The organism is Bacillus sp. RO1 (assembly GCF_012524115.1).
Taxonomy (GTDB): Bacteria; Bacillota; Bacilli; order Bacillales; family Bacillaceae_I; genus Sutcliffiella_A.
In genome coordinates this window covers 36,807-57,485 of sequence record NZ_JAAZWB010000090.1, presented here as the reverse complement: position 1 = coordinate 57,485, position 20,679 = coordinate 36,807, and the positions used below count along the sequence as shown (strand labels likewise).

Annotated in this window: 23 protein-coding genes; 16 read left to right on the top strand and 7 right to left on the bottom strand. The window is 39.4% G+C overall.

Annotated elements, in window-relative coordinates:
• Window positions 1–74 precede the first annotated feature (74 nt).
• Together HC179_RS19900 and HC179_RS21250 are read left to right on the top strand one after the other, a co-directional pair.
• The gene (locus tag HC179_RS19900) at window positions 75–1,316 is read left to right on the top strand and encodes a S1C family serine protease (RefSeq protein WP_168865937.1); all 1,242 of its coding nucleotides are present in this window, start codon (window positions 75–77) and stop codon (window positions 1,314–1,316) included.
• Between the two features lie 66 nt (window positions 1,317–1,382).
• On the top strand, window positions 1,383–1,517 hold the full coding sequence (locus tag HC179_RS21250; RefSeq protein ID WP_010191666.1) for a hypothetical protein: 135 nt from the start codon (window positions 1,383–1,385) through the stop codon (window positions 1,515–1,517).
• A 155-nt stretch (window positions 1,518–1,672) separates the two neighbouring features.
• On the opposite strand, the gene HC179_RS19895 is transcribed toward HC179_RS21250, so the two are convergent.
• The 4 genes from HC179_RS19895 to HC179_RS19880 all read right to left on the bottom strand — a co-directional run bounded on the left by HC179_RS19895 (window position 1,673) and on the right by HC179_RS19880 (window position 3,838).
• Complete coding sequence (locus tag HC179_RS19895) at window positions 1,673–1,837, bottom strand: hypothetical protein (RefSeq protein WP_168865936.1); 165 nt, start codon at window positions 1,835–1,837, stop codon at window positions 1,673–1,675.
• Between the two features lie 313 nt (window positions 1,838–2,150).
• Window positions 2,151–3,017, bottom strand: a complete 867-nt coding sequence (locus HC179_RS19890) for a metal-dependent hydrolase (RefSeq protein ID WP_168865935.1) — start codon at window positions 3,015–3,017, stop codon at window positions 2,151–2,153.
• 87 nt (window positions 3,018–3,104) lie between these two features.
• Complete coding sequence (locus HC179_RS19885) at window positions 3,105–3,272, bottom strand: hypothetical protein (protein WP_168865934.1); 168 nt, start codon at window positions 3,270–3,272, stop codon at window positions 3,105–3,107.
• 341 nt (window positions 3,273–3,613) lie between these two features.
• The gene (locus HC179_RS19880) at window positions 3,614–3,838 is read right to left on the bottom strand and encodes a DUF1128 domain-containing protein (protein ID WP_010191662.1); all 225 of its coding nucleotides are present in this window, start codon (window positions 3,836–3,838) and stop codon (window positions 3,614–3,616) included.
• A gap of 192 nt (window positions 3,839–4,030) precedes the next feature.
• On the opposite strand from HC179_RS19880, the gene HC179_RS19875 reads away from it, so the two are divergent.
• Window positions 4,031–4,387 carry a YtxH domain-containing protein gene (locus HC179_RS19875; RefSeq protein WP_168865933.1) on the top strand — a complete coding sequence of 119 codons (357 nt, stop codon included), beginning with the start codon at window positions 4,031–4,033 and terminating at the stop codon, window positions 4,385–4,387.
• A 54-nt stretch (window positions 4,388–4,441) separates the two neighbouring features.
• Window positions 4,442–5,266: a YihY/virulence factor BrkB family protein gene (locus HC179_RS19870; RefSeq protein WP_168865932.1), complete on the top strand. Its 825-nt coding sequence runs from the start codon at window positions 4,442–4,444 to the stop codon at window positions 5,264–5,266.
• Between the two features lie 234 nt (window positions 5,267–5,500).
• Here HC179_RS19870 and HC179_RS19865 read toward each other — a convergent pair whose 3' ends face one another.
• Window positions 5,501–7,402, bottom strand: a complete 1,902-nt coding sequence (locus tag HC179_RS19865) for a heavy metal translocating P-type ATPase (RefSeq protein WP_168865931.1) — start codon at window positions 7,400–7,402, stop codon at window positions 5,501–5,503.
• A 268-nt stretch (window positions 7,403–7,670) separates the two neighbouring features.
• Between HC179_RS19865 and HC179_RS19860 the strand changes: the two genes are divergently transcribed.
• On the top strand, window positions 7,671–8,624 hold the full coding sequence (locus HC179_RS19860) for an EamA family transporter (RefSeq protein WP_168865967.1): 954 nt from the start codon (window positions 7,671–7,673) through the stop codon (window positions 8,622–8,624).
• Between the two features lie 29 nt (window positions 8,625–8,653).
• Here the strand turns inward: HC179_RS19860 and HC179_RS19855 are convergent, their stop codons facing one another.
• Entirely contained in the window at window positions 8,654–8,803 is a 150-nt protein-coding gene (locus HC179_RS19855) for a BH0509 family protein (protein ID WP_168865930.1), read from the bottom strand.
• Between the two features lie 243 nt (window positions 8,804–9,046).
• On the opposite strand from HC179_RS19855, the gene HC179_RS19850 reads away from it, so the two are divergent.
• From HC179_RS19850 to HC179_RS19840, 3 genes are all read left to right on the top strand, one after another.
• A complete protein-coding gene (locus HC179_RS19850; RefSeq protein ID WP_168865929.1) occupies window positions 9,047–9,484 on the top strand; it encodes an SRPBCC family protein in 438 nt (145 codons plus the stop codon).
• A gap of 370 nt (window positions 9,485–9,854) precedes the next feature.
• Window positions 9,855–10,406, top strand: a complete 552-nt coding sequence (locus HC179_RS19845; protein ID WP_168865928.1) for a sigma-70 family RNA polymerase sigma factor — start codon at window positions 9,855–9,857, stop codon at window positions 10,404–10,406.
• Window positions 10,391–11,404, top strand: a complete 1,014-nt coding sequence (locus tag HC179_RS19840; RefSeq protein WP_168865927.1) for a hypothetical protein — start codon at window positions 10,391–10,393, stop codon at window positions 11,402–11,404. The genes HC179_RS19845 and HC179_RS19840 overlap by 16 nt, the downstream gene beginning before the upstream one ends.
• Window positions 11,405–11,476: 72 nt before the next feature.
• On the opposite strand, the gene HC179_RS19835 is transcribed toward HC179_RS19840, so the two are convergent.
• On the bottom strand, window positions 11,477–12,640 hold the full coding sequence (locus HC179_RS19835) for an MFS transporter (RefSeq protein ID WP_168865926.1): 1,164 nt from the start codon (window positions 12,638–12,640) through the stop codon (window positions 11,477–11,479).
• A gap of 149 nt (window positions 12,641–12,789) precedes the next feature.
• Here HC179_RS19835 and HC179_RS19830 point away from each other — a divergent pair, with 149 nt between their 5' ends.
• From HC179_RS19830 to HC179_RS19795, 8 genes are all read left to right on the top strand, one after another.
• On the top strand, window positions 12,790–13,170 hold the full coding sequence (locus HC179_RS19830; protein WP_168865925.1) for an OsmC family protein: 381 nt from the start codon (window positions 12,790–12,792) through the stop codon (window positions 13,168–13,170).
• Between the two features lie 531 nt (window positions 13,171–13,701).
• Window positions 13,702–14,448: a type I methionyl aminopeptidase gene (gene map, locus HC179_RS19825; protein ID WP_168865924.1), complete on the top strand. Its 747-nt coding sequence runs from the start codon at window positions 13,702–13,704 to the stop codon at window positions 14,446–14,448.
• 9 nt (window positions 14,449–14,457) lie between these two features.
• Complete coding sequence (locus tag HC179_RS19820) at window positions 14,458–15,213, top strand: hypothetical protein (RefSeq protein WP_168865923.1); 756 nt, start codon at window positions 14,458–14,460, stop codon at window positions 15,211–15,213.
• A 330-nt stretch (window positions 15,214–15,543) separates the two neighbouring features.
• Window positions 15,544–16,539, top strand: a complete 996-nt coding sequence (locus HC179_RS19815) for an N-acetylglucosamine kinase (RefSeq protein WP_168865922.1) — start codon at window positions 15,544–15,546, stop codon at window positions 16,537–16,539.
• A 6-nt stretch (window positions 16,540–16,545) separates the two neighbouring features.
• Entirely contained in the window at window positions 16,546–17,397 is an 852-nt protein-coding gene (locus HC179_RS19810) for a MurR/RpiR family transcriptional regulator (RefSeq protein ID WP_168865921.1), read from the top strand.
• 31 nt (window positions 17,398–17,428) lie between these two features.
• The gene (gene murQ / locus HC179_RS19805; protein ID WP_168865966.1) at window positions 17,429–18,340 is read left to right on the top strand and encodes an N-acetylmuramic acid 6-phosphate etherase; all 912 of its coding nucleotides are present in this window, start codon (window positions 17,429–17,431) and stop codon (window positions 18,338–18,340) included.
• 24 nt (window positions 18,341–18,364) lie between these two features.
• A complete protein-coding gene (locus HC179_RS19800; protein ID WP_240948597.1) occupies window positions 18,365–19,687 on the top strand; it encodes an ABC transporter substrate-binding protein in 1,323 nt (440 codons plus the stop codon).
• A 61-nt stretch (window positions 19,688–19,748) separates the two neighbouring features.
• Window positions 19,749–20,669, top strand: a complete 921-nt coding sequence (locus HC179_RS19795; RefSeq protein ID WP_168865920.1) for a carbohydrate ABC transporter permease — start codon at window positions 19,749–19,751, stop codon at window positions 20,667–20,669.
• Window positions 20,670–20,679 lie beyond the last annotated feature (10 nt).

Below are 20,679 nucleotides of genomic sequence, written 5' to 3'. Positions count from 1 at the left end.
TTTTTCTTTAAGAGTACTTTCATCCTAATAGGGTTTAATAAAAGTAGATAAAAAATTGATGAGGTGAAGAGAGTATGGGTTATTATGACGATCATGTAACTCAAAAGAGAACCAGGAAAGAAAAAAGCTTCGGAAAAGTAGTGTTTGCAGCAGTTACAGGAGGAGTGGTAGGTGCACTTGGAATTGTAGCCATGTTACCTGTCCTTTTGGACTGGGGATTTTACATGGATAACAATGAGTCAGGTGCAGCTGAATCTACACCAATTAGTGTAGAAACCAATTCGGTAGTACAAACAGACCAAGTGGAATACGAAAAGATACAAACAAACATCACAAATGCGGTAGAAAACGTTTCTGAAGCTGTAGTTGGGGTAGTTAATATACAAAGTGGCGGAAATTCCTTGTTTGACCCACGAGGTGCACAGGGAGATCAGGAGGCTGGAACCGGCTCGGGTGTTGTTTACAAGAAGGAGAACGGTAAAGCTTATATTGTAACTAACGCACATGTTATTGATGGAGCTTCAAAAGTGGAAGTAAGCTTGGTGGATGGAACAAGAGTGGAGGCTGAAGTAATTGGTAGCGATGCATTGACAGATTTGGCCGTTTTGACGGTAGATGATGCAAACATTAAACAAGTTGCAACTTTCGGTGACTCTGATGCAATCACTCTTGGTGAACCGGTCATTGCTATCGGTAACCCTCTAGGACTTGAGTTTTTTGGATCTGTAACACAAGGAATCATTAGTGGAAAAGAGCGGATTATTCCCGTTGACATAGATCAAAATGGCCAGCCGGACTGGGAAGCGGATGTTATCCAAACCGATGCAGCCATTAATCCAGGGAACAGTGGTGGAGCACTTGTTAACCTTCGTGGGGAAGTTATTGGAATCAACTCCATGAAGATTGCTCAATCAAGAGTAGAAGGAATAGGATTTGCCATCCCTATTCGTGCTGTTCAACCGATCATCGAAGATCTAGAAAAGCATAAAGAAGTACAGAGACCGTTTATGGGAGTCGGCTTAGCTTCCCTATCTGATGTTCCTCTTGAAGCACAAAGGTCTACTTTAAAGCTTCCTGAAGAAGTGAAAAGTGGAATAGTCGTTACAGGAGTAGAACCAACTTCTCCTGCCGATAAGGCCGGTCTTAAACAATATGATGTAATTGTTAAACTAGATGATCAAGAAATAAAGGACGCACTTGGTTTAAGAAAATTCCTTTATAGCCAAAAGAATATCGGCGATACGATGAAAGTTACTTATTATCGTGACGGCAAGTTGGAAGAAACAGAAATGAAACTAGTTAAGCAAATGTTCTAGTGTAGAACATAGATTATATATGTATGTGTGAAAGTCCAAAAATCTAATGAATAGAGGGATTGAAACATGCAAAAAACTGTAGAAAAAGCCAAAAAAGGAATCGACGTTAGGAAGATTGTTGATAAGTACAAAGCTAAAGGAATAAAGGTTGAAGTCGTAAAGCCTAGGTTAGATCTTATCAAAGGCTTAAGCCCACAATAACAATATAATCTCCCCCTTAAATATATATAGGCGATCTGTTATCAAGAGTGGTAACTGGTCGCCTTTTGTGGTTCTTTAACAATTTTGAAAAAGATTTTTAAATTTGGACAAACTAAAAAACCGGACATTTGTCACGGTTTTGTAAGGGAATCTATTTATTTCGTAATTAGTTCTTGAACCATGTATTTTTGAAAAATGTGAATGATTTCTTCATCATCCATTCCTAGAACTTCTTCACGCAGGTGGCCTTTGTTAGTTAATGTTTGTTCTACACTTTCACGTTCCATGTCCGTTAAAAAGTATCTCTTTGAAACTATCATCTTCTAGCACCTCGTTTGTTTTTAGTATTTAATGATAGTATTCCCAGTTTAGTAGAATAATATACATGAAATGCTAAAAAAAAAGAAAAATACTGATATCCTTCAAACGACGCTGTGGATTTACGCAAATGGCTTCGCTTTCCTAGGGGCGCTGCTGGAGCCTCCTCGGCTAAGCCTGCGGGGTCTCCACCTAGCGCTATCTCCCTCAGGAGTCTTCGCCTTTTGCTCCAATCCACAGCTGTAAATTATTAAGTACCGCAGGAGTCTCGCAACTTTTTTCAACAAGCAAGTGGGAAATGTTAATATTTCAAATTTACTGTTTTTCTATATATTCAAATAGGAATGATTGGCCGTTTCGGTAGAATCTTGGATCGTAGATGCCCAGTTTTTCTTTGTCATCGACTATTACTACAAATGGAGACCATTCGTATAAGGTTTTTGCTTCTGGAACTTCGGCAAATAGTGTGTCCAGGTCGGCTTCTTCTGCGGATTTTAATGTGTATTGCAATTTAGGGTCTGTGAAAAGTGCATCATCAAAGATTTCCACGGTATGTTCATTTTTACCTATGATAGAAAAGTGCCAAGGTAAGAAATTTGCAGACAATGCTACTTGTTCGTATTTATCTTCATATTGCTTGTATAACAGATATCCCTGGCTAGTTTGTAAGGCAACATGAGCAATTATCAATACCCACACCAATCGATAAAGTTGATGTCTTTCTTTATTCCAAAGCTTTCTGGCGAAAAAGGCGATAGCAATAATTATCCAGATGACAAAATCCACGATGGGGAGGGTGCCAAAGGTTATTCTTATGGTGGAGAATGGCTCTAGGTATCCTGTACCCCAAGCATTGAACAAGTCTGATGTGTTATGGATAAAAACTGCAATTAGCGGGACCCAGAGAAAACGCCAATCTTTTCTTTTCAGAAACCAGATACTAATTAGAAAGAAAAGAAATGCCCAAATTGGAACTATAAACAATGAGTGGGTAATACCTCTGTGCCACATTTGATACATGCCTTCAGTATCCCAGAGGCTGGAGATGACATCACTGTCCGGAATTTGGCTTGCCCCAACAGCAGAGACAAACATTGCTATTTTCGTTCTTTTGTCATCTTGGCGCTTGTCGACTGCGCCGTATATGGTCATCCCAAAAAGTGTATGGGTAATCGTATCCACTGTAAGCCACCTCATTGAATGTCTATTTCTTTTTATTTTACCTTATAAAGTCCATATAAAAAAAGAAACAACCTTCTGAAGGCTGCTTCATTTTGCGTTTATGGATTCATTTTCTTCTGTCGGTTCTGGAGGCAGAGGATCGATTTCTATGGCGTCTTTTTTGTTAAGTCCTTGTGAGACATTATAGAGAAAGATGCCCATCAATAAAAATAATAATAAGACAAATCCTATAGTTGCTGCATAAAGAAAAACCATGCTTATCCCCCCTCTGTACACTTATATGCACAAGGTAGTTGGGCTAGTACTATGTATAATTTAGGGTGAATGTTAAAATTGTGAATTTTTTAGCTGTTGATTGGAGCAAAAGGCGAAGACTCCTCGAAAATGTTACGCATTTTCTTCGTGCGATGTTTCGCTGACGAAGCCTTCCTTGTCCTGAGGGAGCTAGCGCTAGGTGGAGACCCCGCAGGCATAGCCGAGGAGGCTCCAGCAGTGCCCCTAGGAAAGCGAAGCCATTTGCGGAAATCAACAGCGGCGTTTAACAAAGTATTTAACATAAAAAAACACCTACAGAAGTAAGTGTTTTAGAAATCAAATTATTGTTTACGTAGGTTCCCCAGTTCTTCTGCGATAGCTTGCATTTCGTTCGGACTGAATGATGGTTTTCTCATGACAAGTTCATAAATATCTTTTAACTCTTCATACATTTCTTCATCAAAATGGGAAGGCTTAATGGCGCCAAGGTTTAATACTTTTAGTTTCCCTTTGATAGCTTCAATCATATATTCTACATTTTCGGTTGATTTTTCTGTTAAGTTCATTTGAACCGTCCTTTCGTTCAATAGCTTTTCCTTATTTTATCATGAATGGAGAAAAAACAGTATCTTCTTCTGGAAACTGGGGTATTAAACCAATACAAGATTCGTGAAAGTTTCGAAATATGTTTATAATAAAGGTATGATTAAAGGAAGATGTATGTAATAGAAAATCTAATGGATAGGAGAGAGGTTAATATGGGGAACAGAAATAAATTAGTGGATGGTATGTTGATTGGGGCGCTTATCGGTGGGGCCATTTCTTTATTAGATAAAAATACAAGAACCACCGTCATACATAATGGCAGGTGTGTTGGTTCAAAATTAAAGTATGCGGTACAACATCCACAGGAAATTGCTGATTCAGTTCGTCATCAAATTGAATCTGTTAAAACAACGGTGGAAGACGTATCGAAGGATATTGATTATCTACGTTCTAAAGTGAATGAGTTAAAAGAAACGACACCTCAGATGCTTGAGATAGTTTCAGAAACTAAAGAAGTAATTGCCAAGCATTTGGATTCAGCAGAGCGAAAGAATAAAAACTTGTCGTAAGGTGGACTTGCTCACAATAGAATAGAGTAAATGATACGTGCTGGAGGAGAGTGAATGGGGATATTACGTTTTGGAAAACAGCTGTTTCATCGCCTAGATCGGAATGAAGCATTGGGAATGTCAGCAGAGTTAGCGTATTTTTTCTTATTATCTCTTTTTCCGTTTCTTATTTTTTTACTTACCTTAATTGCTTATGTCCCGATTACACAGGATGATGTGTTGGGAATGATTCACCAGTATGCTCCAGGAGATACGATGCTTCTAATAGAATCGAATGTAGCTCGGATTCTAAACGAACAACGTGGAGACTTATTGTCTTTTGGTATTATTGCAACAATTTGGTTTGCTTCTAATGGAATTAATGCAATTGTCCGGGCGTTCAATAGGGCATTTGATGTTAATGAAAATAGACATTTCTTTATTGTAAGAGGCACGGCAATCTTGTTAACCCTTGCAATGGTATTTGTCATAATTGTGGCGTTATTATTGCCTGTTTTTGGTAGGGAAATAGGGTTGTTCATTTTTTCTTCCTACGGTCTGTCGGAAGAATTTATCACCATTTGGAATACCATTAGGTGGGGAGTAAGTTTTGTCATTTTGTTTTTTGTTTTTACTTGTTTGTATTTAGCTGCACCGAACATCCGTCTTCATTTGAAGGATGTGTTGGCAGGTTCTTTTTTTGCAACAATCGGATGGATGTCTGTTTCGGTGTTGTTTTCCTATTATGTGAGCAACTTTGGGAACTATACAGCAATGTATGGGAGTCTTGGAGGGATCATTGTTTTGCTTGTGTGGTTTTACCTTTCAGGTCTGATGATTATTATTGGTGGAGAAATCAATGCAATCTTGCTGCAATGGAAGAAAAGCTTTGTGCGATAAAAATTCCCAGAAAAATTTTTCACTTAAAGGGGAAATCTATTGTTGAAAGACACTCTAACCAAATCGGAGGGACCTTTCATGACAAAGCATACGAAAAAAGATGGCGGTACAAAACAAAACTCTAAGCACAAACCGAAGAATAAAACTTCAGGAAGTGCGAACGGGCAAAACGGTTATCACTAGATAGCAAAAAAGCAGCGAGGGACATTGCCTCGCTGCTTTTTTATCGTGAATTTATCGTAATAACCTTAACCCATTTAGGATAACGAGTATGGTACTGCCTTCATGGCCGATGACACCGAACGGAAGGTCAATGAATTGAAGAAAGTTGGAACTGATTAGAAGCATAATTACTGTGATAGAAAAAATGACATTTTGTTTAATGATTTTGTTCATTCTTTTCGATAGCTTTATGGCTTCAGCAATTTTCACTAAATCATTTTTCATCAGTACAACGTCAGCAGTTTCCAATGCTACATCCGTGCCTTCACCCATTGCTATTCCCACATTGGCTGTTGCGAGTGCCGGAGCATCATTTATCCCGTCCCCAACCATGCCGACCATGTTATATTCTTTTTTTAAATTTTTTACGGTTTCTACTTTTGTCTCTGGCAAGCATTCCGCTACAAATTTTCCAATAGCGGCCTGATCTGCAATGGCCGCAGCTGTGCGTTCGCTATCGCCAGTAATCATAATGGTCTGAACCTCAAGAGTACGGAGTTGCTTGATAGCTTCTACGGTTTCTTTTCGGATAACATCTTTTAAGGCTAGAATGCCGACAATTCCTGCTTCATCTTTTACATAAACGACCGTTTTTCCTTCATTGGTGTAGGATTCTGCAATCCCATCCCCAAACAATTTGGCAGTATCTGTCCCAACATAATCTGCCTTGCCGACGAGATATTCCTTATCATGTAAGTTTCCTTTTACTCCCCAGCCTGCTTTATCGTCCAAGTGATCCGGACGTATTAGCGGTTTAGGGCTATTTTTTCGCGCATATGCTGTAATTGCCTGTGCGAGCGGGTGGTTAGAATAGCTTTCAATGGAACCTACAATATATAAGAATTCGTCTTCCGTTATATTTTCTCGGACTAACACATCAGTTACTTCAGGCTTTCCTTTCGTTAGCGTCCCAGTTTTATCAAAAGCGATGGCTTGCAGATGGCTTAAATTCTCCAGGTGCACGCCGCCTTTAAACAAGATTCCTTTACGCGCGCCATTGGAGATCGCTGACAATGTTGCGGGCATAATGGAGGCAACAAGTGCACAAGGAGAAGCAACAACCAGTAAAATCATCGCCCGGTAAAAGGTTTCGTTCCAGCTCCATCCGAGAAGGAAGTGGGGGAGTACCATCATGACGGCAACAACCCCAAGGACAATTTTCACATACGGTCCTTCAAAACGTTCCAAGAATTGTTGAGAAGGAGATTTTTCACTTTGAGCGTTTTGTACAAGATTGATAATTTTTTGGAACAAGGTTTCTGTAGAAAGTTTGGTGACCTCCACCACTATTGAGCCGTTAACGTTCATGGTTCCAGCATAGACCCCATCACCTTGTTTTTTTTCAAGAGGGATCGATTCGCCGGTGATAGCAGCTTCATCTATCGCGGATTCTCCTCTGACAATGTTTCCGTCTGTTGGGATGCGTTCGCCAGGTTTAACAAGTACGTGGTCACCTAAGGCAAGTTCGGAAATATGCACTCGTTCTTCCTTGTCATCCAATATTCTTAATGCTTCTTCAGGCTGAATGTCCATGAGGGCAGAAATTTCTTTTTGACTCCGGTTCATTGTGTATGTTTCTAAAGCGCCACTTAATGCGAAGATGAAGATAAGGATGGCGCCTTCCATCCAATACCCAATGATGGCTGCACCTATGGCAGCAATGATCATGAGCATTTCCACATTCAATTCTTTTTCTTCGATGGTATCTTGTATGCCTTCTTTGGCTTTAAAGTACCCACCAATCAAAAATGAGAGAATGAATATAGGGACAGCAGCGGTTTGAATATCAAACTTTAGTAGAATCCAACCTGTAAAAATTAGTACCCCTGAAATAATTGCAAAAACTAGTTCTATATGAGTGGTGAACCTGGTGAGAACTGATTCTTCTTGTAGACTTTCTGTCATTTCTTTCATGTAATCAACCTCCTAATTGAGAAAAATAATCAACATCATTAGCCTTATTAAAAGACGAAAGCTGCCATCTATGGTGATAGCAGCAACACTTTATAAGGGGTATTACTTACTGAGAGTAATTATCAATAAATTATATTAATTATTATCTAGTTATTATTATAGATTATTGCGCTGGAGATTACCAGTATTTTTTCTTTTCCAAGACTATACAGTATGTAATATGTAATTCTTCTGTGTATAATGTAGCTTGGAGAGAAGGTGAATGGCCGTGAAGGCTGAAAAATTTTTCACAAGCAAGCTTGGTATCATTGCAGCGGCAATGTTTGCGACATTTCTATGGGGCAGTGCTTTTCCTGCCATAAAACTAAGTTATACTGCTTTAGATATAGGGGCTAATGAATACGACAAACAGCTTTTGTTTGCGGGGTATCGATTCTTCCTCGCAGGTGCCATGATCTTTATATTTTTTACCCTATTCAAGCAATCGCTAAAACTGAGACGAGCGACGATTGTTCCATTGGCACAGCTGGGGCTTGTCCAAACGTTCTTGCAATATTTATTGTTTTACTTTGGATTAAGTTATTCAACTGGCATGCAAGGAGCTGTGATCGCCGGGACAGCCTCGTTTTTTCAGATTTTGTTTGCTCATTTTTTATATGCCGATGATTCCTTGTCTGTTAGGAAATGGCTTGGTATAGCATTGGGGTTTAGCGGGGTGTTGGTGGTTAATTTGCCAAAAGCCGGTGCTGGTGTTCAATTTGGGATAGGGGAGTTACTTCTGTTGTTGGCGATGATGGCTTCTGCTTACGGAAACATTATGGCAAGAGAACGCGCGGCTACAATGAATGTGTCGTATCTAACGGCGTATCAGATGTTGTTCGGATCAGTGGGATTGATCGTCGTTGGTGGAGCGAGTGCAGGGTTTCTACCGTTTGAATTTAATGGTTTTACGCTGTTGCTTGTGGTGTATCTGGCATTTCTTTCAGCAGCAGGCTTTATATTGTGGAACAACGTCATGAAATATAACAAGGTTGGGAAAGTGTCGATGTACCTGTTCCTTGTACCAGTGTTTGGTGTGCTGTTATCTGGTGTGTTTTTAGATGAGATTATGCACTATACGATTTTAATTGGCTTAACACTTGTGGTTGTTGGGATTATTATTGTTAATGGACAGAAGCCAGCAATAAACGAACAAAAAGAAAAACTGCAATCTTCCGCTTGATAGAGGAGGATTGCAGTTTTTTCGTTTGTTTAAAGGCTTTGCTGAATCATCATTTGCTCGTACACGTTATTGTATAAATGCTCGATGTCCGCATCCGTCATAAAAGCCAGTGATTCGCGATCTGCCTTCTTCATCACTTCAATAAAATTAATCATATTCTTACGTTCCTGTCTGCTCATGTTTCCTTCTCCTCCTTTGTATTAGTACAGTGTATGTTTGGTTGATATTATTATATAACAGAATATTTAGAAATGGAACAACTTTTTGAAAAATTTTTTAAAAATGGGTCAGACCCCTTTATGTCGCGGTAATGAGGTGTTGTGATAAAGGGAAAAGTTGTTGTAAGGGAATATACGCCAGAAGCTAGCGGTATGGTAGGATTAAACATTATATAGAGGTTTGTAAAGTCAGGAGGATAATTTATGGTGAATGTTACAACAGAGATAATAATTAACTGCTCAAAAATGCAAGTAGCGGACTATGCGTCCGATCCTGATCATGCGCCTGTTTGGTATGATAACATCGATTCATCCGATTGGATGACACCAAAACCTTTGCAGCTAGGTTCACAAATTGCGTTTCGGGCAAAATTTCTTGGCAAGGAACTCGCGTACATATATGAAGTTGTTGAATATTTACCAGGTGAAAAATTAACGATGAAAACTTCACAGGGACCGTTCCCAATGGAAACCACTTATACATGGACTGCAATAAATACCAATACAACTAAGATGACACTTCAAAACAAGGGAGAGCCAAAGGGCTTTTCCAAATTGTTTTCACCTGTTATGGCAACTATGATGAAAAAGGCAAACGAGAAAGATTTGAAGAAAATTAAGGGGATTTTGGAAAACCAATAAATTCTGGGACAGGAAAAAGGAGACTATTAATGTTTTTCAAAAAGACATGTTATATTTGTAAGAAAAAAGTAAGAACCTATTTCACTTACAAGGAAAAGAACAAAAAGATTTACTGCTGTACCCTATGCAAAACTTATGCGGATAGAAGAGCATATGTACCATATTAATATGTGTATCAAATCGTCCATTTAGATGATGCTTAAACTATTACCAACCAAAGTCTCTAGAATTAATAATCTGCTAAAAACATCGGTTATTCTATTTTAGGACAACCGGTGTTTTTTATTGGAACCAATTATTGAACCTATTTTTACAGAATAAGAAACTACCCTACTCCGAGCGTCGTCTATATTGGGAAGGGAGGAGGAATATGGGAAATATGGTGGAAAATAAAGTGTTTTATTCAAAAGAAAATTTACTTGAAGGCCTAATAGATGATTATGGAACAGAATTGAAACGCATAGCATTTCTCTATGTTAAAGACGAGTCCCTTGCCGAAGATATTATACAGGAAGTTTTTATTAGCTGTTATCATCATCTTGATTCTTTTAGAAAGGAGAGCTCCTATAAAACTTGGTTAATAAGAATTACAGTTAATAAGTCGAAGGATGCATTGAAATTGTGGAGTTTTCGAAATCTTGTCTCTAAAGCAGAGGTAGAGCCCCCATTTCTCGAGGTAAATACACCTGAATCTGATACGCTCTTGGAAATGGAAAAGAAGGAGCTTATACAAGAAGTATTGGAGCTACCAATCAAGCTCCGGGAGGTAATTATTCTATTCTATTATAAAGATTTATCAATAGCGGAAATTGTGGATATTCTACAATTAAATGAAAATACAATTAAATCCCGGCTTTTCAGGGCTCGTGAAAAATTGAAAGTTACATTGGAAAGGGGTGGGGATACTTGGGAAGAAAAATAAATAACCTAGATAACCTGGATAAGGATCTAAATCGTTTGCTCTTGACTAAAATAACCGTAACCTCCGATGAGAAAAACAGAATACTCCAAGGAATCCATGTTAAAAAAAGAAAGAGTCCTATAGGTTATTATTCTGCGCTTGTGGCTGCAGCGGTCCTTGTATGCCTGTTCACTCTTTCCCAGCTAGATTTCTTGCAAAATGAACCTGGAATGTCGGATGACCCTACTCCGGTGATTTTACCAGAAGAAGAGGAACCCGCAGAAACACCAGAAGAGGTGGAGGAACCTCTTGAAAGAATGGATGAAGAAGAGGATACTTTAGAATCTCCGGAAGTGGAGAAGGAAACTTTAGAAGTGCCAGAAGAGAAAGATGAGGATATTGTTGTACCTGATGAGAAGATTCCAGCGCTTGTTGACAACTTAATGGGGGTAATCATTCAGACCTATTATGATATGGGAAGTGAATATAATTGGGATAATATTGCTGGCAATCCTCCAAATTTCGAGATTCTAAAACCGGAATTGAGAAAATATGCTTCTGAATCAATGGTAGAAGGACATCTAAAAGATATCACACAATATTTCTACACTCCATCTGATGCAAACTTTATTCCATCTAGAGATTTTGACATTCGTTATACGATTAAGGAGAATACAACTAATAAAATTGTTATATCCACTATCGGTCTTCAATCATATCTTAGTCCAGCAGAGACAGTGTATTACACAGTAATCAAAGAAGATGAACGATGGGTACTGGATGATTGGCAAAGGGTAGGGGTTGAAGAGGAACTCCTTAATATAACGTTTGAGGAAATGAAAGCCTCTCGAGAATCATGGAGTAAAGATTTGGAATTTCTTGAAGAGATAACACATAATGGCGAGAAGATTTATGTGTATAAATTTAAAAATGATCAGTATATCGAGGCAGTATACGCTTCAACAAGTGAAATTATGTTCGAACCATTAGAAGAATGGATTCCTGAAGAGTATCGTTAAAAAATCTTTGGATAAACAATAAAGAAAAAAGCGTATTCCGTATGGGATACGCTTCTTTCATATATTGTTGCACTATCCTTTCACCGCAACTAATCCGCGTTCGCCAAAAGTGTACGTTAACAGAAATATCACAAACAGCAAAAAGCTGATGATGTGGAAAAAGCTGACGTCAGAAAAGTATTGAATAAAAAGTCCTCCAAAGAATGGCCCGCCCAGACTCCCAATACTAAAAGCAATGCCACACATAAGGTTACCAGTAGGGAGCAAGTTTTTTGGCATAAGGTCTGTCATGTAGCTGATACCGAGCGAGAAGGTAGATCCCACAAGCATTCCTGCAATGAAGATGCATACTGCCAATGCAATAAATGTACCTTCTAGAAAACTTGCGGTCACAAAACTTAAGCATCCAAGGGAAAGAATAACCAGTAAGATATTCCGACGACCAAATTTGTCGCTCAATATACCAAGGGGCAGCTGGAAAACGATTCCTCCGATAGCAAAGGAAGCAAGTAATACAGAAACACTTCGAACCTCAATTCCAGTTCGCAAAGCATATATAGGGAAGCTTCCGTTCAAAGAAGCTTCCAAGAAGCCATAGCCTAGAGGGGGCAGGAAAGCAATCCAGCCGTATTTCCAGGCTTTACGAAAACGCTTGATGGTCTCGAAGAAGGAATTCACTCCAAGTTCTTGTTCCGGGTGCTCATTTTTCAAGAAGAATAAGAACAACCAACCTATCAAACAAAGAATGGAGGAAACGATAAAAGGTAGGGCCTGATTAATTTCAACCAGTGGAGTCATTAATGGTCCAGTTGCAAAGCCTATCCCAAAAAACACCCCGTATAAAGAAATATTTCGGCCGCGTACATTTTCAGCAGAGAAGGATGTTATCCACGTTTGTGTTGCAAAGTGCAAGGCATGGTCCCCTATCCCGATTAACAACCGTAAAATAAACCAGAACCAAAAGCTCTGCCATAATGGAAAAAGGGCAAGAGATACAACAACTAGAAATCCGCCGACCAATATTACTGGACGATAGCCGTATTTACGTAAAGGTTGTTCCATAAAAGGGGATGCAAGTAATATTCCGATATATAAGGCAGTAGCGTTCAATCCATTCAATGTGGAGGAGACGCCACTATTTTCAAATATGACAGCAATTAAAGGTAGCAGCATTCCTTGGCTAAAGCCGGAAACTGCTACAATGGATACAAGTATCCAAAAACGGAAACGATTCATAAGATGCGACCTCGAAATTTAGTATTTTTACCAACCCTAATTTTACATAACTTGTGATGATATTGGAATGGATAATACGTAGCAAACAAAAAACTGGCAGGATTATTTGCCGATTTGCTATTCTATAGAAAGAAGGAGATGACAGCCAAATGGAATTCAAAATGAGAGATGTTGGATTTAAGACGAACCTAGAATATGGAGAGTTACATGTTGCCGGAGATGAGCAATACGGTTTCCGTCCGTATCAGTTGATGGTATCTTCCATCGCAGTTTGCAGTGGCGGCGTTCTAAAGAGCATCCTAAAGAAGAAGCGCATGGAAATTGAGGATATCACAATTAATGCAGATGTTACACGTAATGAAAAAGAAGCGAACCGAATTGAGAAAATACATATTCATTACAAAATTAAAGGAAAAGACTTGGTAGAAAGTAAAATCGAATCTGCCATCGAGCTTGCCAGCAAGAACTGTCCAATGGTCCAATCTGTTAAGGGCAGCATTGAAGTTGAAGAGTCATTTGAATTGGTTTGATATATTTTGAAGCACTGTCCATTGAGTTGGATGGTGCTTTTTTAGGTTGTGGGATTAGGGGTGCCCTTACTAGAAATGGTTTTAGGTAATTGGTCTTTCTTATTAAGGATGGATCTTAAAAAATGGGGCTAAATTTGCACGAAATAAGCAAAAACAAATGCTTTTATCCACTTCAAAATGTGTTCGGTCATTTTGTACCTTGGTTTTGACACTTTTCTCGTATTTCAACAGGAGGTTCGGACAATTGAGGGTGGGGTACGGTCAATTTTTCTCCTCCTTTGGACACTCAATAATTTTGTTCGGTCATTTAACGTCAATCTTCGGTCAACTTCGTCAAATCTTTGGTCAAAATCGCGGAAACTTCGGTCAAAAATCCTAAATCTTCGGACATTTAGACTTTCGAAACAAATATATGGCACCAAAACCCCCACCAAACACTCTACCGTCAGTATTTTCATAAACTAACTACCAGCATAAAAAAGGAAAAATTTTATAATAAATAGAATACAAACAGACAAGGGTGCAAACACAATGATAATTCTAAAATCTACGCGGGAAATAGAAGCAATGGCAAAAGCGGGGAAACTTTTGGCGGCCTGTCACAGACGCTTGGCGAAAATGATTAAACCGGGAATAACCACCATGGAAATTGATAAATATGTGGACGCCTTTTTAAAAAAGAATGGTGCCAAATCGGAACAATACGGTTACAGGGGATACCAATATGCTACTTGTGCATCCATTAATGATGAGATATGTCATGGGTTCCCTAGGGAGACACGTCTAAAAAAAGGAGATCTTGTCACGATTGACATGGTAGTGAATCTCCATGGAGCACTCGCTGATTCGGCCTGGACCTATGCAGTTGGTGAGGTAAGTGATGCAGCACAAAAACTGATGGATGTAACAAAAAAATCCTTATATCTAGGAATAGAACAGGCCATAATTGGAAACCGACTGGGTGATATCGGTCATGCCATTCAAACATATGTTGAGGCAGAAGGATATTCGGTTGTTCGTGATTTTACCGGACACGGCATTGGCAAAAACATTCATGAAGAGCCGCAAGTTTTCCACTTTGGGTCTCCGGGGCGTGGCGTTCGTCTAAAGGAAGGAATGGTCATCACCATTGAACCGATGGTTAACGAAGGCACCTGGCAAAGTAAGATGGATGATAATCGATGGACGGCGAGGACAGTGGACGGAAAACTTTCTGCACAATATGAACATACTATCGCCATCACAACAAATGGGCCGGTTATTTTGACAGAGCAATAGAAAGAGGAGATGAAACTGATCAATAAATTAAATGTTTTAACAGCATATGAGTGGATAGAAGAAAATATAGTAAGTGTTGATTTTGAAAATTGGAATGGAGGCAGAGTCGGCAATCTGATTCCGAATGGCTATACCCACTATTGCAAAATCATGAATTCGACCTTTTATCGAGACCAAAGTATCCAAGATGAGACACTTTTCTGGAGTCAGCTTCATCCACTCCATGAAATAGAAATGGACCTTGGTGAAGGGATAACCCTAAAGGAGCTCGCTACAAAGTACGATATCTCATATGACAACAAGATTAGCAGTAAGGCAATTGCCAAAAAGCTTGGCGGCTGTCCAAGGTATTTAATTTATCCTGATGAAGGTTGTATCAATCTGGATGTACTAAAAGAAATAACCAAGGTATTGGCACCCTTCACGAAAAATAAAACATGTTATTTCTTTTATCATATCCTGAAACTAATTGGCAGGATCCCCGAAGATGATGTGGAAAACGGGCATCTGTATACAGGCAAACTCAACGATATATTTACTATTTACAACAAGGGGGAAATGGACGGCCTAGCATCCCCTACATATTGGTGGCCCGAAGATCGCAGCTGGTGCCTGTCCACCGACTATGACCTTGATTTCACGATTTTCGGAGGAAGTAAACAACTATTCGATGTATTAATGTCCAATGATAAGTTGGAATGTATAGAAGTAGATTTGGAGACTAGGATTGATGAATATGATTATATAGTCTTTATTCTAAAGTAATATGGGGCAACCTTGTTGATCGGAGTGGAAGGCGCGCAGACTCCTCGAAAATGCTAACGCATTTTCTTCGTGCGATGAGTCGCTGCCGTAGCCTTCCTTGTCCTGCGGGAGACTCCCGGACCGCCCGCGGAAAGCGAAGCGCCTGGAACGAAGATCAACCGATACATGTTATAACCAAAATGGTTAATAGTTTATAGGTTTGTAGACCACTACCCCAAGTGGTCTTTTTAGAACCATTTTTGAAATTAAATTTCAATTTTAAAAATAATCGTTGACACTAAATATCAGAAAATTTATACTTAAATTAATTAAAGTGTTAGGGGATAAACAATGATTATAGGCATTGATGGGGGAGGCACCAAAACTACCGGAGTGGCTGTAGATGAGGATGGAAAGATCCTTGCATTAAAAACGGTAGGTCCTTCTAACCCAAATAGTTCGTCCGAAGAAACAGTTCGTCAAGAAATCAGTGAGTTGTTTTCTGTATTAACAAAGGAGAAAGCGCTTACAGAAGAAGATGTGGTATTTGCCGGCATATCTGGCGTCGAAAGTGGCGGGAAAAAAGAGTGGTTTCTCAAGTTGTTGAGAGAATTCACAGGTCCTTATGTCAATATTTTCGTTGATAATGATGCTTTGACAGCACTTTATTCGGAAACAAAAGGAGATCCAGGGATTGTTTGCATAAGTGGAACAGGGTCGGTGGCGTTTGGAATTAATGACAAGCTTAAACGTGACCGCGTAGGTGGCTGGGGGTTCCTGATTGGCGATCGGTATAGTGGATTTGCATTAGGAAAAAAAGCATTAGAGTATATTTTTTCCGAATTCGATCGTGGTGAGACACCTGGAAAGATGGCAACTCTTATCCTCAAAGAATTTGATGTAAAAACAGTACCAGAGCTGATACCCAACATGTATGAGGTGGGGAAAAGCCGGGACCGAGTGGCCTCCATTGCTAAAGTCGTAATAGAGCTTTCTAACACTGGTGATGAAAGAGCTATCGAATTTCTACATGAAGCAGCAGATTCCATGTTGAAGGATATTACTTTACTATTTCATAAGTTATATGAGCACGAAGACGACCACAAACAAATTCCTATCGTCTTAACTGGCGGAATTAATCAACATGCCAAAGAGATTATAACTTATTTGCAAGAAAAAGGTTGGAAAGAGAGTTCGCCGTTTTCTTTCAAGCTGGCAGCCCAACATCCTGTGGCAGGTGCTATCTATGCTGCTCATAAGGAAACGGGAAAAGACATCACTCCAATCTTTATTAAAAGGTTAGAAGCAGAGTTAACAACATGGATGAAAACGGATGAAAAAGGATGATAGAAAATGAATGGTGGATTATTACGGTTACGTGAAGCATTATCAACAATTAATCCGGCGGAGAGAAATGCCGCTACTTTTATACTTGAACACCCTGAGGAAGTTTGCACATTATCAGTAAAGGAATTAGCCGATAAAAGCAATTCCAGCCAAGCTGCTATCATAAGACTTTGTAAAAAAATTGGTCTGGATGGATACAAGGAATTAAAGCTACGCATCGCTGGAGATGTTACAAGCATCTCGTCCAACTCCCAAGAAGCATATCATGAGTTTAAATATAACGCAGATATTCCGACATTTATGAAAACCATTACCGAAAATAATATTAAATCTTTACGTGACACATTGGAATTACTAGATAAAGAGGAAGTAAGCCAAGCAGTCGAGTTGTTACATAAAGCACGTAGGATAGACTTCTATGGAGTGGCTGCCTCACAGCTCATCGCACAGGATGCTCAACAGAAATTCATGCGGATAAACAAACTTTGCACTGCATACAGCGATTCTCACCTTCAACTAACTTCTGCTACAACGATGAGCAAGGGTGATGTAGCAGTTGGAATATCTTACTCAGGAGAAACAACACAAACGATTGAAGCGATCAGGGAAGCCAAAAAAGCTGGAGCTGTCACAATCGCCATTACAAAATACGGAACAAACACGCTAAAAGAGCTAGCCGATATTTCTTTATCCATCTCTTCCATGGAATCTTCCATTCGAAGTGCGGCAACCTCTTCTAGAATCTCGCAATTGAATGTAATTGACATATTATTCACAGCAGTAGCAGCAATTGACTTTGAGCAATCGGTCGAATACCTGAAGAAATCCAGAGAGACAATTAATAACATTTACAGATAATAAGAGTTACATAAAAAAGGTGATGGTGATGATGGGATTAGAAAATTTACAAGATTTAGTGACGGAACAGCAGAACTTGAAAACATTGAAAATTGACCGTAAATCTACGGAAGAAATCCTTGGAGTCATCAATGAGGAAGACCAAACAGTACCACTTCATATAAAAAGGGAAATCCCAAGCATTGCTGCGGTGGTGGATCAAGTGGTGAAATCCTTTGAAATGGGAGGTCGGCTCTTTTATGTTGGTGCAGGAACGTCCGGTAGAATCGGTATTCTAGATGCATCGGAGTGTCCTCCGACATTTGGAACCCCCTCTGATATGGTGAAGGCGATTATTGCTGGCGGAGAATCGGCAATTTTTAAAGCAGTGGAAGGTGCAGAGGATAGTGAAGAACTTGGGGCATCCGACATGCAGAATAACGGGGTAAGGCTTCATGATGTGGTTATAGGCATCACGGCGAGTGGAAGAGCTCCTTATGTAATAGGTGCCCTAAAGGAAGCCAAAAAGCTCGGTGCCAATACGGTTTCATTCACTTGCACAAAGGATTCCGCTCTTAATAAAGTAGCAGATTACAAGATTAATATAGAGGTTGGTCCAGAAGTTATCACTGGTTCTACAAGAATGAAAGCAGGTACCACGCAAAAGCTGGTTCTGAATATGATCACAACCACCTCAATGGTGAAAATAGGGAAAGTATATAACAACTTAATGGTGGATGTTCAACCGTTAAATAAAAAATTGGTAGACCGTGCGAAAAGGATTATCCAAAACGTGACGGGCTGCTCATTGGAAGAAGCTAGGGAACTGTTTGATCAATCAGAAGGTAATCCTAAAATCGCTATTATCATTTTCACTTGCCAAGTTGACAAAGACAAGGCGGCAGAGTTACTAAAAGAAGCTAATGGATTCGTTTATAAGGCTATTAAGGCTTATAATAAATAATAATTTTTCAAGGGGGAATGGGTTTTGAAAAGGGGTTTAAGTTTAATGATGGTCATGTTGCTTGTTGCTGCCGTGGTTCTTGGCTGCTCCAACAATTCATCGACTTCATCAGATGGAAAAGACGTAGTGACAGTTTGGACATATCCTGTTCATGCGGAGTATGAAGCTGAGCTAGAAGAACTAATTGCTTCATTTGAAAAAGAAAACGAAGATATTAAAGTAGAATATGAAGTGCTAAGCTGGGCGGAAGGTCCACAGAAGTTTGATATTGCTTTGAACTCTGGTAATCCACCGGATGTTTATTTTGGCAAACCACAAGGTAAGTATGTGGACTCCGGTTTAATTGTCAACCTTAATGACAAATTGAATGTTTCTGAAGATGATTATAATGAAGTTGCTTTGGATTATATGAAAATCGAAGATAATCTTTATGGCTTACCGGTCTACATGTTCTTGCACGTATGGGGCGGCAACAAACAAATGTTAGAAGCCGCTGGTGTTGATTATGAAAAGATTCAACAAGAAGGTTGGACTTGGGATGAGTTTGAAGAGCTAGCATCTAAAGGTGTTGGCAAGAAAGACTCTGGTGAAGATACTTATGGATTTGTATTCCAAGGAAACAATGAAGAACTGCTTGTGCATTTAGCGATGAACAATGGTCTTCCAAGCCGTTATAATGCGGATGGAACGACTTGGAATGACGATAAAATCTTAGACACTATGAAATATATCACCAATTTAGTTGATTCTGGCATTATGCCAAAAGAAACGGCAGCAGTTGATCCTGCAAAACGTATGGAGTTATTCTACAACCATCAAGCAATGTTCTTTGGGCGCGCTATCCCTTATTTCGATCCGGTAGTAGCAGCTCATAATGAAGAAATCAAAGCAGGGAAAATTGAAGGGGAAGAAGTAGATTTCGTTTTATTACCAATCCCTCATAACGAAGGGGAAGAGCAAGTATCATTTGGTGGATCTGAAGGATACATGTTATTCACTCAAAAGAATGCAAAAGAAGAACACTTGAATAATAGCGTAAAAGTTTTAGAGCATCTAACAAGTGCAGAAGCTGGTAAAGCAGCAGCAGCATTGGCGTTGCCACAAGTTCATAAGGATGCAGAAGGCAAGTTTGAAATGCCATTGGCTCCTTATAATGAAACGGCGGCAGAAGTTTTAGCTTCAAAAGTTTTACCACCAGCAAACACAAGTGCTGAGCTGGCAGCAAAAGATGATCGCTTCCGTACAGAGGTAGTCATCCCAACATTCCAAGGTTTACTAAGCGGTGAATTGACACCTGAAGAAGCGTTAGAAACTTTCAAGACCAAGGGTGCAGAAATCTTTAAGTAAGGAAGAAGGAAAAGAGGAGGGGGTAACGCTCTTCCTCTTTTATTTTCAAGGAGGTGTAGACATGTCAGCGAAGCCATCAGTAGCCGCAACTACCAACAAATTTAATTTCTCCCAGTTTATAAAAGATTATGGATGGTGTTATGCCTTCATAGCTGTTCCTATCATTCTCTTTTTAATGTTTACACTCTTTCCAGTAGGTTACGCCTTTATTATGAGTTTTCAAAACTATCATGTATTAGGCTCCACTTGGGTCGGGTTGGAAAACTATAAAACAATGGTAAACGATGATATCTTCTGGAAAGCGATGTGGAACACATTCATTTTTACGGTTGGTACCGTACCTGTGAATGTTGCCATCACTCTATTTTTAGCAGTGTTAATCTTTCCTCGTGCAAAAAAAGCTCAAACCTTCTTCAAAGCGTCGTTATATCTTCCAACGGTAGCTTCAGGGGTAACCATTGCATTAGTATGGTTCTGGATTTATGATCCGACCACTGCGGGACTTTTTAATATGTTCTTAGGTCTTTTTGGTATCGATAACATCATTTGGCTCGGGCAGAGTAGTACAGCACTATTTTCTATCATGCTAATGTCTTATCTGACAGGACATGGCGCCGGTATTATTCTTTACCTCGCAGCACTTGGAGGAATTCCAAAATCGCTTTATGAGGCAGCAGACATCGACCATGCATCCGAGTGGTCCAAATTTCGAAATATCACTTGGCCATTACTGAAGCCTACCACTTTATATCTATTAGTAACGGGAATAATCATGAGTTTTCAAGTGTTCATGAGTATCTATCTTATGACTCAAGGTGGTCCAAACTTTGCGACAACGACCATTGCCTATTTAATTTACACACATGCTTTTGAGTATTATAAATTTGGCTTGGCGGCGGCGGAATCATTTGTGCTTGGAGCAGTGATTATTGTGGCTTCTGTCATCCAATTTAAAGTCATGTCATCTGATGTAGAATTTTAGGAAAGGAGGA

What these genes read in the sequence shown, in the direction of transcription:
- HC179_RS21250 (WP_010191666.1), top strand. Translation starts at nt 1,383, where the DNA reads ATGCAAAAAACTGTAGAAAAAGCCAAAAAAGGAATCGACGTTAGGAAG.
- HC179_RS19810 (WP_168865921.1), top strand. Translation starts at nt 16,546, where the DNA reads ATGAATGGTGGATTATTACGGTTACGTGAAGCATTATCAACAATTAAT.
- HC179_RS19795 (WP_168865920.1), top strand. Translation starts at nt 19,749, where the DNA reads ATGTCAGCGAAGCCATCAGTAGCCGCAACTACCAACAAATTTAATTTC.
- HC179_RS19880 (WP_010191662.1), bottom strand. Translation starts at nt 3,838, where the DNA reads ATGAACTTAACAGAAAAATCAACCGAAAATGTAGAATATATGATTGAA.
- HC179_RS19820 (WP_168865923.1), top strand. Translation starts at nt 14,458, where the DNA reads ATGAAACTGATCAATAAATTAAATGTTTTAACAGCATATGAGTGGATA.
- map (WP_168865924.1), top strand. Translation starts at nt 13,702, where the DNA reads ATGATAATTCTAAAATCTACGCGGGAAATAGAAGCAATGGCAAAAGCG.
- HC179_RS19845 (WP_168865928.1), top strand. Translation starts at nt 9,855, where the DNA reads ATGGGAAATATGGTGGAAAATAAAGTGTTTTATTCAAAAGAAAATTTA.
- HC179_RS19900 (WP_168865937.1), top strand. Translation starts at nt 75, where the DNA reads ATGGGTTATTATGACGATCATGTAACTCAAAAGAGAACCAGGAAAGAA.
- HC179_RS19895 (WP_168865936.1), bottom strand. Translation starts at nt 1,837, where the DNA reads ATGATAGTTTCAAAGAGATACTTTTTAACGGACATGGAACGTGAAAGT.
- HC179_RS19835 (WP_168865926.1), bottom strand. Translation starts at nt 12,640, where the DNA reads ATGAATCGTTTCCGTTTTTGGATACTTGTATCCATTGTAGCAGTTTCC.
- HC179_RS19870 (WP_168865932.1), top strand. Translation starts at nt 4,442, where the DNA reads ATGGGGATATTACGTTTTGGAAAACAGCTGTTTCATCGCCTAGATCGG.
- HC179_RS19865 (WP_168865931.1), bottom strand. Translation starts at nt 7,402, where the DNA reads ATGAAAGAAATGACAGAAAGTCTACAAGAAGAATCAGTTCTCACCAGG.
- HC179_RS19815 (WP_168865922.1), top strand. Translation starts at nt 15,544, where the DNA reads ATGATTATAGGCATTGATGGGGGAGGCACCAAAACTACCGGAGTGGCT.
- HC179_RS19850 (WP_168865929.1), top strand. Translation starts at nt 9,047, where the DNA reads ATGGTGAATGTTACAACAGAGATAATAATTAACTGCTCAAAAATGCAA.
- HC179_RS19875 (WP_168865933.1), top strand. Translation starts at nt 4,031, where the DNA reads ATGGGGAACAGAAATAAATTAGTGGATGGTATGTTGATTGGGGCGCTT.
- murQ (WP_168865966.1), top strand. Translation starts at nt 17,429, where the DNA reads ATGGGATTAGAAAATTTACAAGATTTAGTGACGGAACAGCAGAACTTG.
- HC179_RS19855 (WP_168865930.1), bottom strand. Translation starts at nt 8,803, where the DNA reads ATGAGCAGACAGGAACGTAAGAATATGATTAATTTTATTGAAGTGATG.
- HC179_RS19885 (WP_168865934.1), bottom strand. Translation starts at nt 3,272, where the DNA reads ATGGTTTTTCTTTATGCAGCAACTATAGGATTTGTCTTATTATTATTT.
- HC179_RS19830 (WP_168865925.1), top strand. Translation starts at nt 12,790, where the DNA reads ATGGAATTCAAAATGAGAGATGTTGGATTTAAGACGAACCTAGAATAT.